Below are 14299 nucleotides of genomic sequence, written 5' to 3'. Positions count from 1 at the left end.
TGCGTTAATGGCGCTACACGGTTTGTGGTACAGACCTACCTATGTAAGCCATTTTAGTAAAGTTGTTCAGCAAAAAGCGATAGTCCACCATCACTTCTTCGACGAATTTCCTTCTTAATACGTGCCCATAAGTACATGCTGGCAAACAGACCCCATATCGCCGCCGGCGTTTTTCAACTTAATGAAGGAAGTACAAATGTCTAATAAAGTAGCTGGTTTAGTAAAATGGTTTGACGCGGGTAAAGGTTTTGGTTTCATCACTCCGGCTGACGGCAGCAAAGATGTATTCGTACATTTCTCTGCTATCCAGAGCAACGATTTCAAAACCCTGGACGAAGGCCAGCGCGTAGAATTCACCATTGAGCAGGGTCAGAAAGGCCCGTCTGCTGCTAACGTGGTTGCCCTGTAAGACACGCGCTCACGGGCCGTTGGCGGGGGCGAAAAGCCTACCGCCTAGGCAATAATTGCCGAAAGATATGCCCTTAAGACGCAGAAAAAACCCCGGGCGAGGCCGGGGTTTTTTTATTGCCGTTAACACCGCCATGCCCATTATAGGGGAATATCGGTGATCCCTCTTGGTGCCCTTTTCCTGACCGCCGTTTTCTGCACCCGGTTTCGTCGTCACGATAGCGGCAGCCTTGGCCAAAACCCTAGGTTTAAGGCTTAACGGTGTGAGCCAGAGTCCGAGCATCAACCCAGGCTCAACATTTATTCCAGCCCCAGCCTCAACCCAGATTCAGCATCTATCCCAGACCCAGCCTTAACCCAGATTCAGCATCTATCCCAGGCCTAGCCTTAACCCAGACTCAGCATTTATCCCAGGCCCAGCCTCCACTCAGCCTAAGTCTCAATTTTAACCGCAACCTCAATGCCAGCAATAGCTATCATATCGGCATCCGCCGACCTGATAGGTCGTCCAGATCCTTTCCCTTACGGGGAGAGCGCCGAAAAGTGTTTGCGCATAATGAATTAACGCGATAAGTAATGTGAGGGTGAACGTTCATTACAATAATGGGAGAATGGCAGGATGGTGTTAATTCCTTTTAAAGTGGGCAAGAAACCGCTACTGGCGCTTATGTTAGCCGCCCTGTCTGCGTCCCCTATACTGACACAGGCGGCAATGGTTCCGGCAGGTACGCAGCTGGCGGCCAAGCAAGAGGTGATACGTAATAACGGTAGCGAACCGGCGTCCCTCGACCAGCATAAAAAAGTAGAAAGCGACGTCGAATTTAATATTATCAGCGATATTTTTGAATGACTAGTCAGCGTCGATAATGACGGAAAAATCCGCCCGCGCCTCGCCGAACGCTGGGAAAATGATAACAATACCCGCTGGGTCTTTCATTTACGACCGGTACTCGTGTGGTCGAACGGTGATCCGATCACCGCGCAGGATGTGGTCTACAGATGGCGCCGTCTGGTTAGCCAGGCTACGGCTTCGCCCTATGAAAGTTATTTGAGCAATATGCATGTGCTCAATGCGCAGGCTATTATCGACGGTAAGAAAAAACCGGCTGAATTGGGCATCAAATCCCTGGACACTCGGAAGGTGGAAGTGTCGTTGGATCAACCTGTCTCCTATTTTCTGCAAATGCTGGCCCATCCCGCCCTGGTGCCCATCAATAAGAAAGATGTCGAACAATTTGGCGGTAAATGGACCCAGCCGGCCAATATCGTCAGTAGCGGCGCCTATAAACTCGACCAATGGGTAGTCAATGAAAAAGTTGTCGCCGTCAGAAATAGTCGCTATTGGGATGATGCGCATACGGTTATCAACAAGGTGACTTACCTGCCGGTGGCCTCCGGTACCGCCGATGTAAACCGCTACCGCGCCGGCGAAATAGATGTGACCTACACCGTCCCCGAAACGCTGTTTAAATCGCTGAAAAAGGAGCTTGGCCCGGAAGTTCATGTTGCGCCGAAGCTGGCGGTGTATTACTACGAATTCAATACTCAGAAAGCGCCGTTCAACGATCCTCGGGTGCGGCTGGCGCTTAATTTGGGGCTGGATAAAAGCGTAATCGCCGAAAAGGTATTGGGGCAAGGTCAGACGCCTGCCTGGACGCTCAGCCATTATGCCGCCGGCGGTTATAATTTGAAAATGCCGGACTACGCGGGCTGGAGTCAGGAAAAACGCAATGACAAAGCGAAAGCGCTACTTAGGGAGGCGGGCTTCGATGCGCAGCATCCTTTGGCGTTTTCTCTGCTGTATAACACCTCGGAATCTCACCAGCGCATTGCCATTGCCGCCAGTTCAATGTGGAAAAAAAATCTTGGCGTGGTAGCGACGCTGCAAAATCAGGAATGGAAAACCATGCTGGATACCATGCATACCGGCAATTTTTGCTTGGTACGTTATGCCTGGATCGCCGACTATGATGAGCCGTCCACTTTTTTGAACAATTTTTTAAGCAACAGCAGTGAAAATACCGCCAAATTTGTTAATGCCGATTATGACCGGGCGATTCATACGGCATCCGCGGGCACGCCGGCGGAAGCGGGAAAATTCTATCAGCAAGCGGAAGACATACTGGCACAGCAAGTACCGGCTATCCCCGTCTATTATTATGTCTCGAGCAAACTGGTGAAACCGTGGATTGGCGGTTTTCATGAATCTAAGCTAGGCTTTTTCTACACCAAAGATTTATACGTAATGAAACACTGAACGGCTTCAGGCGCTGCCCGTTGTTGCCCCGGGCAGCGCGATTTAGCATGCTGAAGGATGTATTAGGCATCCAATGTCAAAAGTTCAGGATCTTGAGCGGTAATAATTGTTGCTCTTTTTACCAGGAATCCATGTTATGTCTCTGCTCGACTTACCGCGTTTTTCGCCTGGCTTTGTGCTGGTGGTCAGCCTGCTGACCTTTATGCTGTGGTGCGTGATGCCGGTCGCGCCGCTTATTCATCTGGTGGAAGAGGGGCAACTGGTGGAGAACCTGACTCTGGTCGCTTGTGCCATTACGCTCTTGTGTCTGCTGGTGTTGCCGCTAAAAGGTGTTCGCTGGTCCACTCGGCTGGCGGTCTGGATTGCGCTACTGGCGATGATGGCGCGCGAGGCCGATTTACATAAATATATCGATCACATGAGCATGCTCAAATTGCGCTTTTGGACCGGACCGATGCCGGCGCTGGATAAGCTTTATGCGCTGTTATCATTGGCGCCGATAGCCATTGCTTGCCTGTATTTTCTGATACGCTATTCCCGGCCGCTGCTGCGCGATATCACGGCGCGTAAAAGCTATGCCATTACCATCGCCACCTTTATGGCCCTCATTTTTATCACCAATGTTCTCGACCGCTCGTTGGGAGAATTCAAAGAGACGCTGGGCTGGCACGCGCCACTGTGGCTGGTGGCGCTACAAACATCGCAGGAAGAGTTTCTGGAGCTTTTGCTGCCGGTGCTGGCACTGACCGCCGCGCTGCAATACCGCCGTCAAACCCGGACCGCTCTGGCGGACTATCCCCTGGATATGCCCTCTCGCGTGTAGCCTGGCGCAGGTTGTCACCCTCGTGTTTTTCATGGTTTCGTCGCTGCTCACCTCGCCCTAGCTGTAGCCGTAGTCGTTAGCCGGGTCGCAGGCGCCCGCGCCAGGCGCCGCCCGGTCTTAGCAGGTTCAGCGAAAGGTCATCAACGCGGTCGCATTCACGTTAAATTTGCCATATTGTGCCGGTCCCGCCGTGCGCACCAGTCGCGCCCGATAAACAAAGGAAGCCGAGGGAAGAGGGTTATTGCTATTAAAGGTGATGAGTTGATGATCCTCATTCTCCACCTGAATGCCGATATCACTGAGCTGGGTCTGGAGCGTCTGGTCATCGACAAAGCGTCCGGCATAGCGGAATTGGATTAGCACGTTGCGGTAATCCTCAGCGTGAGGACAGTTCACGGGAAGGGTGAAATTCACCGCAGGCAGCGGCGCGGATGGCGTCGGCGTCATGAAGACGCGGGGAAATTTCACCTCGATGCGTTTGGCGGTGATACGGCACAATGCTGTGGTCAAGCTCACCTGCGGCGGCATGATCCTCAACACCGGCTGGGAGGCCGCCAACAGCGTCAGCGCCGGCAGGCTATAGTGTCCGCCCTGCAAATTACCAATTTTATACAGGCGCAAAAAGAGCGTATCGCCAGGGATCCAGGGCGTGTTCTGTGTCAGGCAGCGATCGCCGGACCGGTTGCAAAGGCTCAAACCCAAACCTGCGACGGGGGTTTGATAAATGCCTCTGCCGGGGCATCCCACGGTGCGCCCGCCGTCATGAGAGAAAGCTGCGTCGCTTGTAACTTACTGATAGCGCTGGCGGGCAGTGCCACGGCTTTAAGCAGCGCGCCCACCTGCTCATCCACCGGCAGATTCAACGTGACGGCCGGCAGCGACTGCGTCAGCACGCCCGCTGCCTGCAATGGCGCCGCGAAGAGGACGATGAGCAAGGGGATCACCCGTATTATTATTGGCATGTTAACTCCCAAATCTGGCTTTGTGGCTTGGCGCCCTGTAAATCCGTTTGGCAGGTCATGCCTTCGCTGCGTACATGAAATGGCCAACGGCTATCTTGCATATTAAGCGCGGTAAGACCGCCGGCAGAGACAATACCGACGTTGCGGTCGCCGGCATCGTACACCACGGCGCCGAACGGTAACGCTGCGCCGTCAGGAGTACGGATGTGGGCATAGTGCACGGCACGCTTGTGTGCGGCAAAGTCCACTTCGATAATGGCGCCCTTCCGTGGCGCGTTTTGATAGATATTGCTATCCGCTTCCACCTGTTTTTTGAGCTTATCGGTGTTAAGGGATGTTTCGTTATAACGATAGGGCGACAAACCGGTGACAATGGCGTTGCCAAAATGATCGGTGGCTATCGCGGTGTTGTTGGCGATGGGCAAACCGGAGACGTGGTCGGTATGCACCAGAGCGGTACTTTGCGTCATCGGCTGGCCAAGGTTGATGCCGTGGTGATCGGCAATGACCGATCCTTCTAGCCCCAGCGAGAGATCATTGCTGTCTCGATCCTGGCTCCAGGAGGAACTTATCGTGCCTTTGCCGGCGTTATAGCGTAAGGAGCTGTCGTTTTGACGATAGCCGGCCGAGGTCGATGCGCCAATATCATAACTCAGGTTATCGTCTTCCAGAAAGCTGCCGCTGAGAGAAAGACGGTCGTCGCTGCTGCCCCCCTGAGTGAGCGTCTGGTTATAATTCAAATAATGGCGCGCCTCATTGCCCAACGGCAGCGACATGTTCAAGGACAGAAGGTTATCTTTCTGGCTACCGGATTGATGGGTCAGGCTGGTTATGACCGTCAGGCGGTTCGGAGTGAAGCTGAGGCTGCCCCCCAGCGAGTGGCTTTTGTCGCCCTGAAAACCAAAAGACTCTGCCATATTAACCGTCAGGCTGACCTCTTCCCCCGGCTGGCTGAGCTGTAGGGCATAGCGCGTCAGATAGTGTTCATAGGCCTGATTGGATAAGGCATCCTCATATTCCTGGTAACCCTCGGCGAAGCGATGCTCCGCCGTGAGGTACAGATAGCTACCGGTGACGGTAAAACTATGGCTAAGCCAGGTGGTCAACAGGCTGCCCTGCTGGTGGCCGTGCGCTGTGGTTTCGCTGGCGCTGCTATTGACCACGGCATAAAGACCGCCCAGTCGAGGCACATTTGCCCCCATGCCGGCGGCAAGGTTATGATAATCGTTTGCGTATTGCGCGCCGCCGATGAGCGTTACGGTATTAGACAGGCCGTACAGCCCGTCGGCCTCCGCCAATGGCGGGGCATTGATCAGGCTACGGTTGCGGCCTGCATACAGGCTATAATGCAGGCTATGTGCGGGTACCAGCACATCTACCGCATTATAGGATTGGCTGAAATGGCGGCTGTCGCCGTTGGCTTCTATAATCGTGATGTCCATATCGCCGGCGCTGGATGAGGCAGGTATGTCCCTTAGCGCAAAAGGCCCTGGCGGCACTTTACGTGTAGCGATGATGAAGTCGTTTTGTTTGATAACGATAGTCGCGTTGCTGCGCGCCACGCCGGTTATCACCGGCGTATATACCAGCTCCCGGTTGGACAGCATGGCATTATTAGTGGCCAAAGCCGCACCGCGCAGATTTTGCGCGGCAAAAACTTTCCAGGTGGTAAAAAAGTCGCCCAAGGTCAGGGTGCTTCGCAGCGTATCGATATCATGTTCGAGATAATTCTTGCTGCTCACGTAGCGGGTTTTGTCGCCGTCTGTGACGTTGAGGAAACCATTATTTCTCACGCGGGAAACCCCTCAAATTAATGCCGTTAGTGAAATTGCCATAGAGGGTATTACGTCGCCAGGTGCCATTCTGACGAGCGCTATCGGTATTGATGTTATAACTGCTGAACGCCGCGTTGATGCCGTTTTGCCACTCCTGTTCGCTAGCGACATCATTTGCGCCGCTTTCCAACTGATATTTTTGCGGTACGGTTAAGGTCAAGGTGTTATCGCCAAGATCGACATCAGCCTGCGCCTGACTGATATAAGCCGTTAACGGTACTTCGCCAGCCTGGCATTCCTCAATCACGATGCCCCAACTTTTCAATGTATCGCAGGAGAATACTGCCTCAACTTTATCATCGCTGGTTTTCTTAAAGGTAATACGCTGGCCATCGATTTGATGATCGTTAATGACGACGGTGAGTGAATAGGTGCCAGGTAAAACATCATTGCCGTTATCAAACGCCGATACATCCTTGATTGCGACCCCACCGACATTTTCGATAAAGTCGGTCGCATATTTTTCTTCTGCATGTGTCCATCCCATACAGCTTATAAGAGAAATCAAGAGAAGAATTTTGTTCATAAGTATGAGCCGTCAATGTTTAACCGGTCACATGCCATCATCCCTATGGTTGAATGCGCCACCTATTGGGGGCGCTACCCGCGAGCAGATTATTTGTAGGCAATTTCAAAAACGGCATCGGTGGCCAGACGGCCTGCCTTGACATCTTCAGACATGTCCTCACGGACATAGTTAGCGGTAAATTCGAGCGTATTATCGCCTTGATTGAACGGCTGTCCGGCAAGATTAAGCGGCATATCTTTACCTAACGCGACGGGACTGTTATTGCGGTTAATTTGCAGACCTATCCCTTTTGCCGTGCCAAAGGAATTACGCAGCACATTGTGTGCCTCATCGGCGTTTTTACTGTTGACGGTCATTTTGAGCTGGCTGGCGTCTACTTGCTGCAGGCAATTTACATGCAGTTGGAAGTGCTGTTGCTGCGCCGTGCTGGGGGTAACGCCTTCGGACAAGCCTGTAAAGTCGCTCACGTTGACTGTCGGAAGCTGGATTTTCATTGATTTACCTTTAAACGAGCATGTCGCCGGTTGCACCAGCCCGCTAAAATGAACAGTGGTGGCGGTGTGCATCGCGCCGGCATCGTTCGCATCGGTACGGGTACCCGCTAACGCGGAGGACATGCCGCCTGCCATCATCATCGCAACTGTCAAAGCAGTTAATTTTTTCATCGTAATTTACCTTCTTTTTAATGATTTCATCGAACTGCCGATGAAATCTTGTCACTGTTATCGCCAAAATCCGTCAGGGTGTTATAAACCACGTTACGTACCTTGGAGGCGCTAAAATTTTTTGGGTGATTGCCGCGCTAGAAAAAGGCGCGACCATATCGATATTCAAAGAACGTTTCCCGTCCGCCATCGCCTTATTTATCGTGATGTAATATGGTGTGGGGTTATTAACCATCAATTGCGCACCTTGATAATACCAATCGAGTTTTTTCAGGCATCGCCTCTTTCCGCACTGATACCCTGTGGTCGGAAGAAAACTTTGATGCGTGTTTGCATGGCCAGCAATAAATCGGAGCTCGCCTCGTTAGCGTATACTTTGGGAATTTCTTTCACTTTGAGCCAAAAGAGTTTTTCGCTGTTTCCCTGCCGGATCTGTGGATCCACTATATTGACTCGCAGCGTGACTTTATGATGCGCTTTGATTTGCGCTACCTGCGGCTCCACCAATAATTTTTCTTGAGCTTGCCCGCTGCTGTTTTCCAACCAGCTTTGCATCAAGAAATCATCGTCGGTAGGGTTCTCTACCACGATAGAGGCAGACTGCTCACTGGCAGGGAATATCAACCGCGTGCCGTCCAGGATTAATGCGGCCCTGGCTGAATATAATGGCGCGGCTAACAGCATGACAGGCAGAATAACGCCGCCAAGTCGACGAAAAAGGATAGACATAATACCTCACCGTTTTAGATGGAGTGACTGCATTAAGAGGTAATCCGGAGGGTAAAAGTAAAGTCACAGGTCTTCATACTATTCCGGGATTACTGCTCTGTACGTCTCGGAAAATGCATTTCCCTGTGCATCTATTTGTGGGCGGTATTATTAAACTTTATTTATAAACCAATATTAAATGAAAACGATTCGCATGGGCTTCTATTGTTAAATTTGCAACACGAATGTTACTTGTCAATCAGGGAAAAATGAGTTAATGCCATAAGTTTATTTTGGTTGTTAAACTATTGATCGATTGTTGCGTGTATAAAGCAATCTGTTAATGTACCTTAATAAGATGGATGATTCTTTTAACCCTTACCCAAGTCTTGGTTTCACCGTTGAACAGATCTACCAGTAAAAAAACGCGTTATAAACGCTCAGCCACCCGCTGCGCCGAAACCGGCGTGGGTCACCCAGGCGAGTCGGGTTGTTGTGGCAGTTTTTTCACCCTCTGGCTGGTGATTTTCCGCACGCATTAGCAACCGCGAACGCTGTAATGAGGTAAAAACGCCACGGTGCGACAGCGACAGTGGGAAATGCCATGTAAGCATCGCTGACTGATTTATCCCCCTGAAACACCAGACAGTAGCTGTATCTCCAGATAAGAGATAGGCTTGAATATATGTCTAACACTAACGCCAATTTTGATATGACCGGGATCCTGTTAGGTCAAGAAGTCCGTAAACGTAAAACTCCTCAGGAAAAAATGGCCATTATTCAGCAGAGTATGGAGCCCGGTCATATCAAAATTGGCGTTAGTGTTAGACATATATTCAAGCCTATCTCTTATCTGGAGATACAGCTACTGTCTGGTGTTTCAGGGGGATAAATCATGCGCTTTGTTGCGTCTTTATGATAGTACGTGATAACAAAAATCCCGCTATCTATGCGGGATTTTTGGTTTCTTGAGTTCTACTGATTCTTTGTGGGTTTTTACTCGATATTCTGGATCTGCTCGCGCATTTGTTCAATCAACACTTTCAATTCGATAGCGGATGCCGTCACGTTGGCGTTAATAGATTTCGACGCCAGGGTATTCGCCTCGCGGTTAAATTCCTGCATCATGAAATCCAGCCGGCGGCCTACCGCCTCTTTTTTAGTCAGAACCTGGTAGGTTTCTTTCACATGGGCATCCAGGCGATCCAGCTCTTCCGCAACGTCTGTTCGCTGCGTCAGCATCACCAGTTCCTGCTCCAGACGGTTAGCGTCTAGCTGCACCTGAGCCTCTTCCAGTTTATTTAGCAGTCTTTCACGCTGCCAATTCAATACCGCCGGCATCTGCTGGCGCACATTTGCCGCCTCGGCGCTGACACCCGCCAGCCGCTGTTCAATCAGTGCTTTAAGCGCGTTGCCTTCTGTTTCACGGGCGCTGATAAAGTCGTTAAGCGTGGCGTCGATCCCGGACAGCAACTCGGCGCTGATGGCGTCCAAATCCTGTTCCGTCGCGGCCATCACGCCAGGCCAGCGCAGAATGGCCAGCGGATCTATCTCGCCTTCGTCGCTTTGCATTTTCACCCACTGCGCGGCTTCCACCAGCTGTTTGGCGAGTATTTCATTGAGGATCAGCGCGCTTTGCGCGCCGGGATTTACGTCAAAGCGCAAATTACATTCCACTTTGCCTCGGGTAAGGCGCAGGCGGATGCGCTCACGTATGGCCGGCTCCAGACCGCGGAATTGCTCCGGCATGCGGATGTAGGTTTCCAGATACCGTTGATTAACGGAGCGCAGCTCCCAGGCGGCAGTGCCCCAAGTGCCCTTAATTTCACGCCGGGCGAAGGAGGTCATACTTCGGATCATAGGCGTACCCGTTTATTATGAAGTTGCTGGGATTATAGCGTCACAGCGGCAGGCAAGATAGGCATTAGGCGGTGAAGTCCGTATAATGCGCAGCCAACCCTTGATTTGCGAGCCGGAGATACCCCTATGCGCCCAGCAGGCCGAAGCGTACAGCAAGTACGCCCAGTAACGATTACCCGCCATGCGGAAGGTTCAGTGCTGATAGCCTTTGGCGACACCCGCGTGTTGTGTACCGCGAAGGTGTAAGAGGGGGGGCCGCGTTTTCTCAAGGGGCAAGGCCAGGGCTGGATCACCGCCGAATACGGCATGCTGCCGCGTGCGACCCATACCCGCAATCCGCGCGAAGCGGCGAAGGGCAAGCAAGGTGGCCGCACCCTTGAGATTCAGCGCCTTATCGCCAGTTCGATGCGCGCTGCGGTGGATTTAAGCAAATTGGGTGAATATACCATCACCTTGGATTGCGACGTGATACAGGCTGACGGCGGCACGCGTACCGCGTCCATTATCGGTGCCTGCGTGGCGCTGGCCGACGCCCTGAGCGGCATGCAGAAGAAAGGGCAGTTAAAAACCAACCCGATGAAATGGTTCGTGGCGGCGATTTCAGTGGGTATTGTGGCCGGCGAGGCGGTGTGTGATTTGGAATACGTCGAAGATTAGGCCGCTGAAACCGATATGAATGTGGTGATGATGGAAGACGGCCGTATGATTGAGGTACAAGGTACCGCGGAAGGGGAGCCTTTCAGTCAGCAGGAGCTCAACACGCTGCTTGAACTGGCCCGTGGCGGCATTGATAGTCTGGTTCAGGCGCAGAAAGCCGCGCTGGCGGGAGAGTAATTCACGACGCCGGTTGGTATGAGATCCCCGCGATATCTCTCAGGCAACGAAATAGCCTTGATACATTGTCGTTGGCGATAAACGAACCGGCGTTGTTGTAATAGATTTAATTGATGCAAATTCGTGTTACAGAATACGACATTTAAAAAAACGCCTGATAATATATATTCATAAGCCACTGAATAATAATTGCAATTAACTCTTTTACATGCATTTTTGATTAGGGTTTAAGATAACCACGTTACTATAAATCCATAATAGTATCACAAGCATAAATTGCAGGTGGCGTTTTTTATATTGTAGCTAAAGTTATGTGGGATATATTTTACCTGACTATAAATATATAAGGAGCAGGCCATGAACCCATCAAATATAAGTTCCGTACCATCTATCCAACCGGCAAGTCAATCCTTGCGCTATGCACCTGAGCAGATTGCCGGCCCCTCTTCACAAAACGTTGCCATTAAACAGGTAAGCCAAAGCCCCCTAAAGTTTACATCTTTAAAAGCATTGAAACAGCAAATTAAACAGATTTCTTTAAGCGACATCAGCGATATCAAGATAGGCGAATTCACTTATAAAAAATAGAGGTGCATGATGGTGTGGCATTTCATACTGATACCAATAGCAAGAAAGATCGGAACGGTGACCGTATTGACGATATCAAAAATACCTTAAAGGGTATTTTGGTCAAAGAGACTGTTTTGAAGAGTAATGTCGAACTGATAAGCAAACGGCTTATGCACGCGGCTAGAAAGGTCGATTCACCTATGTCTCTATTTTCTCGTGGATGAGACGAAAAACGGTGTAAATCCGCGCTCGCCAACATGGGTCAACAGGGACTTGTTAGCGGCGTTCTTACCGACCATGATATAGCGACGATTGCTGGAATGGCCATCGCCAAGCTGACGCCGGTGAAGGCGGATAACTTTGCCCGCATTGAGATGGAACCACAAAAAGCGATGAGCTAACTTATCAATGAGTCGAAAAAATTGACTGCTGTCGACAATATTCAGCTCAGAGCATATATCGATGCCTTAAGCTATTGTCACCAGCAAGAGGTTAAGAGAAAAGGGACAGAAAGTCTGGAAAAAATGGGGGAGTGCTACCTTATCGCGAGCACGTTGTTCAACCGGAATGCCTTGGTGGATAAAAGCACGGGTAACAAAGATCTACCGGCCTTGTTCAGAACACTCATGTCGGAATGGAGTGGAGAGAAGGCGAGCGGGACCACGGATGTTACTGTAGAACATGCAGTGGGCACCGACGGACAAAGAAAATTAATAGTTGGTAATACGCTTGGTAATCTTTGCGAAACGATAAAAAGTATTGCTATGGATCCGAATAGAAATGATGGATTATTCCGCACGGGATGTAATTTAAAGGAGATGGATATTCTCGAAAATCTCTCTAAAGAGTTTACTATAACTTTGGAACAGGAATCCCCCGAGTTCATAGCAACGCTATTCGAAAGACAAATGCGTGAGACAATTCCCTTCACAGAAATCGATTATTCTGAGATGGTGAAGCTAATTGAAACACATGGCACAGAAAAAAAGTCAATGATGTTGATAAATTGAATGATATTGTTGATGTTGCGATCTCCTATTGCTTTTCTTCGGATCCCGTTAAAGAAAGTCAGTATCGCCAGCAGTTGGAAATGTTCAGCTATTGCTACAAATCTGCTCCTGATGGAGATAAAACGAAGTTTACAAAAATCAGCGTTGCTGATAGCAGCTTGACGGTATTATTTGGGAAAGTGTTGATGACACTTGATATTGAAAAGACAAATAATATAAAAGCTTCAGTCCATCATATATTACGGAGTTGGCCTGATAAAAAAGCCTCATCAACACCCTCTTCCCAAATGCAGGCGACAACACCGGGCGCTGTGCGCAAACCTGCTGTCTCATAGTGTAACGTAAAGGGGGCATAATCTTTTCATGAACGCCGCCTTTATCACACCATTCCACCTATCACGCCGGCAAACTCCCTGTCGGCGTTAGTGCTGCGACGCGCTACCATGGCGTCACCGGAACAAGCGCCGGGCCATTTTAATACTGGCATCTTGGTAACGGCCATTTTATCATCCCCCCGGCGCCGATACCTTTCAGGTACCCTGCGCCCCAGCTTGTCCAACCCACCGGTGAGGAGTAACAGTCCGTGAAAGAGTACCAGCGCAAATTTATCGAGTATGCATTAAACAAACAGGTATTGAAATTCGGCGAATTTACGCTGCGGCGCTGATGGATTCCGGTGTGAGTTTCGATGTGTTATTCGGGCCGGCCTACAAGGGTATTCCCATTGCGACGACCACCGAGGTGGCGCTGGCGGAGCAACATCAACGGGACGTTCCCTATTGTTTTAACCGTAAGGAAGCCAAGGACCACGGCGAAGGCGGTACGCTGGTCGGCAGCCCGCTTCAGGGTAAAGTGATGCTGTTCGATGACGTTATCACTGCGGGTACCGCTATTCGCGAGTCGATGGCGATTATCGCCGCCCACCAGGAAACGCTTGCCGGTGTGATGATTTCGCTGGACAGGCAGGAAAAAGGGCGCGGTGAGGTATCCGCTATTCAGGAGGTGGAGCGGGATTATCACTGCCGGGTTCTGGCCATCATTACCCTCGCGGATTTGATCGCTTATCTTGAGGAAAAAGGCGAAATGGCCGGTCATCTCGCCGCGGTTCGTGCCTATCAACAGCAATACGGCATCTGAGCCGGCCGAGTGGGACGGGCGGCCCGCGGTGAGGCCGGTCAGTGAAGAAGGCTTATTGGCCAGCGGTGGCGTGCCGTTATCCACCGCTGGGCGGCGCTCAATGCAGCTGCGCTACCAGAAGCGACCAGCGTTGCTCAAACTCCTGCGTGGGCCGGTATTTGAACTCGGTGCGCACAAAGCGCGACAGCATCCCTTCGCAAAAGGCCAGCAGCTGGCTGGAAAGCAGCGTCTCATCTTGCTTAAATGCTTCACCCTCGCGCAGTTTGCGCTCGCGCAATACCTGACGCAATTGGACCTCGATGCGTTCATACAGCTGGTTGATGCGGCCCTGAAGCCTGTCTTGTTCAAACATCAGCGCGTGACCGCTCATGATACGCGTAAGTCCAGGATTACGTTCTGCGAAGCCCAAAAGTAACAACAATATCAGACGAAGCCGATTCAGGGTTTCTTTCTCATCCTGTAGGATCAAATTTATCCGGCTGATCAAACTGTCCTCAATAAATTCGATCAGGCTGTCGAACATCCGCGTTTTGCTGGGAAAGTGGCGGTAAAGTGCGGCTTCCGAAACGCCAACATTGGCCGCCAGTTTTGCGGTGGTGATACGTTGGCTGCCGTCGCTGGATTCAAGCATCTGCGCCAATGCCTGCAGAATTTCCTCGCGGCGGTTGCGTTTCGTATTCTCTTTTTCTGCCATGCTGAAT

The 14299-nt window shown here is 51.0% G+C and carries 15 protein-coding genes and 4 pseudogenes; 10 read left to right on the top strand and 9 right to left on the bottom strand.

Annotated elements, in window-relative coordinates:
• Nucleotides 1–196 precede the first annotated feature (196 nt).
• The 3 genes and pseudogenes from cspE to JZM24_RS03545 all read left to right on the top strand — a co-directional run bounded on the left by cspE (nucleotide 197) and on the right by JZM24_RS03545 (nucleotide 3488).
• On the top strand, nucleotides 197–409 hold the full coding sequence (gene cspE, locus JZM24_RS03555) for a transcription antiterminator/RNA stability regulator CspE (RefSeq protein ID WP_215668588.1): 213 nt from the start codon (nucleotides 197–199) through the stop codon (nucleotides 407–409).
• Between the two features lie 618 nt (nucleotides 410–1027).
• A pseudogene (locus JZM24_RS03550) lies at nucleotides 1028–2665 on the top strand (ABC transporter substrate-binding protein).
• A 136-nt stretch (nucleotides 2666–2801) separates the two neighbouring features.
• Nucleotides 2802–3488, top strand: a complete 687-nt coding sequence (locus JZM24_RS03545; RefSeq protein ID WP_215668587.1) for a hypothetical protein — start codon at nucleotides 2802–2804, stop codon at nucleotides 3486–3488.
• 126 nt (nucleotides 3489–3614) lie between these two features.
• Here JZM24_RS03545 and JZM24_RS03540 read toward each other — a convergent pair whose 3' ends face one another.
• From JZM24_RS03540 to JZM24_RS03510, 7 genes are all read right to left on the bottom strand, one after another.
• Nucleotides 3615–4184 (bottom strand): fimbrial protein, encoded by a 570-nt coding sequence (locus JZM24_RS03540; protein ID WP_215668586.1) that lies wholly within the window; start codon nucleotides 4182–4184, stop codon nucleotides 3615–3617.
• Nucleotides 4181–4450: a hypothetical protein gene (locus JZM24_RS03535; protein WP_215668585.1), complete on the bottom strand. Its 270-nt coding sequence runs from the start codon at nucleotides 4448–4450 to the stop codon at nucleotides 4181–4183. Before JZM24_RS03535 ends, JZM24_RS03540 begins: the two co-directional genes overlap by 4 nt.
• Entirely contained in the window at nucleotides 4441–6243 is a 1803-nt protein-coding gene (locus tag JZM24_RS03530) for a fimbria/pilus outer membrane usher protein (RefSeq protein ID WP_215668584.1), read from the bottom strand. The genes JZM24_RS03535 and JZM24_RS03530 overlap by 10 nt, the downstream gene beginning before the upstream one ends.
• Entirely contained in the window at nucleotides 6233–6811 is a 579-nt protein-coding gene (locus JZM24_RS03525; RefSeq protein WP_215668583.1) for a FimD/PapC N-terminal domain-containing protein, read from the bottom strand. The genes JZM24_RS03530 and JZM24_RS03525 overlap by 11 nt, the downstream gene beginning before the upstream one ends.
• Before the next feature lie 89 nt (nucleotides 6812–6900).
• Nucleotides 6901–7479 (bottom strand): fimbrial protein, encoded by a 579-nt coding sequence (locus JZM24_RS03520; protein WP_215668582.1) that lies wholly within the window; start codon nucleotides 7477–7479, stop codon nucleotides 6901–6903.
• 73 nt (nucleotides 7480–7552) lie between these two features.
• Entirely contained in the window at nucleotides 7553–7753 is a 201-nt protein-coding gene (locus tag JZM24_RS19600; protein ID WP_512699067.1) for a fimbrial biogenesis chaperone, read from the bottom strand.
• A complete protein-coding gene (locus JZM24_RS03510) occupies nucleotides 7750–8208 on the bottom strand; it encodes a fimbrial biogenesis chaperone (RefSeq protein ID WP_215668580.1) in 459 nt (152 codons plus the stop codon). The genes JZM24_RS19600 and JZM24_RS03510 overlap by 4 nt, the downstream gene beginning before the upstream one ends.
• A 691-nt stretch (nucleotides 8209–8899) precedes the next feature.
• On the opposite strand from JZM24_RS03510, the pseudogene JZM24_RS19595 reads away from it, so the two are divergent.
• Nucleotides 8900–9031: pseudogene (locus tag JZM24_RS19595) on the top strand (IS3 family transposase); the annotation flags it as partial.
• A gap of 152 nt (nucleotides 9032–9183) precedes the next feature.
• Here the strand turns inward: JZM24_RS19595 and JZM24_RS03500 are convergent.
• Entirely contained in the window at nucleotides 9184–10047 is an 864-nt protein-coding gene (locus JZM24_RS03500; RefSeq protein WP_215668579.1) for a YicC/YloC family endoribonuclease, read from the bottom strand.
• A gap of 126 nt (nucleotides 10048–10173) precedes the next feature.
• Here JZM24_RS03500 and rph point away from each other — a divergent pair.
• From rph to pyrE, 6 genes and pseudogenes are all read left to right on the top strand, one after another.
• Nucleotides 10174–10881, top strand: a pseudogene (rph, locus tag JZM24_RS03495) (ribonuclease PH).
• A gap of 357 nt (nucleotides 10882–11238) precedes the next feature.
• The gene (locus tag JZM24_RS03490; protein ID WP_215668578.1) at nucleotides 11239–11469 is read left to right on the top strand and encodes a hypothetical protein; all 231 of its coding nucleotides are present in this window, start codon (nucleotides 11239–11241) and stop codon (nucleotides 11467–11469) included.
• Between the two features lie 239 nt (nucleotides 11470–11708).
• Nucleotides 11709–11852 (top strand): hypothetical protein, encoded by a 144-nt coding sequence (locus JZM24_RS03485; RefSeq protein WP_215668577.1) that lies wholly within the window; start codon nucleotides 11709–11711, stop codon nucleotides 11850–11852.
• A 21-nt stretch (nucleotides 11853–11873) separates the two neighbouring features.
• Nucleotides 11874–12461 carry a hypothetical protein gene (locus tag JZM24_RS03480; protein ID WP_215668576.1) on the top strand — a complete coding sequence of 196 codons (588 nt, stop codon included), beginning with the start codon at nucleotides 11874–11876 and terminating at the stop codon, nucleotides 12459–12461.
• Nucleotides 12458–12796 (top strand): hypothetical protein, encoded by a 339-nt coding sequence (locus JZM24_RS03475; RefSeq protein ID WP_215668575.1) that lies wholly within the window; start codon nucleotides 12458–12460, stop codon nucleotides 12794–12796. The genes JZM24_RS03480 and JZM24_RS03475 overlap by 4 nt, the downstream gene beginning before the upstream one ends.
• Nucleotides 12797–13044: 248 nt before the next feature.
• Nucleotides 13045–13598: pseudogene (pyrE, locus tag JZM24_RS03470) on the top strand (orotate phosphoribosyltransferase).
• Between the two features lie 97 nt (nucleotides 13599–13695).
• Here pyrE and slmA read toward each other — a convergent pair.
• Nucleotides 13696–14292 (bottom strand): nucleoid occlusion factor SlmA, encoded by a 597-nt coding sequence (slmA, locus tag JZM24_RS03465; RefSeq protein WP_215668574.1) that lies wholly within the window; start codon nucleotides 14290–14292, stop codon nucleotides 13696–13698.
• Nucleotides 14293–14299 lie beyond the last annotated feature (7 nt).

The sequence above is a fragment of the Candidatus Sodalis endolongispinus genome (assembly GCF_018777395.1).
GTDB lineage: Bacteria > Pseudomonadota > Gammaproteobacteria > Enterobacterales > Enterobacteriaceae > Sodalis_B > Sodalis_B endolongispinus.
Note: the sequence above shows the minus strand (reverse complement) of the source record. Positions and strands in the feature narration are given on the sequence as shown.

Bases quoted from the DNA above. Each gene is read 5' to 3' on its own strand.
- JZM24_RS03490 (WP_215668578.1), top strand. From the start codon at position 11,239: ATGAACCCATCAAATATAAGTTCCGTACCATCTATCCAACCGGCAAGT.
- JZM24_RS03500 (WP_215668579.1), bottom strand. From the start codon at position 10,047: ATGATCCGAAGTATGACCTCCTTCGCCCGGCGTGAAATTAAGGGCACT.
- cspE (WP_215668588.1), top strand. From the start codon at position 197: ATGTCTAATAAAGTAGCTGGTTTAGTAAAATGGTTTGACGCGGGTAAA.
- JZM24_RS03510 (WP_215668580.1), bottom strand. From the start codon at position 8,208: ATGTCTATCCTTTTTCGTCGACTTGGCGGCGTTATTCTGCCTGTCATG.
- JZM24_RS03520 (WP_215668582.1), bottom strand. From the start codon at position 7,479: ATGAAAAAATTAACTGCTTTGACAGTTGCGATGATGATGGCAGGCGGC.
- JZM24_RS03545 (WP_215668587.1), top strand. From the start codon at position 2,802: ATGTCTCTGCTCGACTTACCGCGTTTTTCGCCTGGCTTTGTGCTGGTG.
- slmA (WP_215668574.1), bottom strand. From the start codon at position 14,292: ATGGCAGAAAAAGAGAATACGAAACGCAACCGCCGCGAGGAAATTCTG.
- JZM24_RS03525 (WP_215668583.1), bottom strand. From the start codon at position 6,811: ATGAACAAAATTCTTCTCTTGATTTCTCTTATAAGCTGTATGGGATGG.
- JZM24_RS03535 (WP_215668585.1), bottom strand. From the start codon at position 4,450: ATGCCAATAATAATACGGGTGATCCCCTTGCTCATCGTCCTCTTCGCG.
- JZM24_RS03485 (WP_215668577.1), top strand. From the start codon at position 11,709: ATGGGTCAACAGGGACTTGTTAGCGGCGTTCTTACCGACCATGATATA.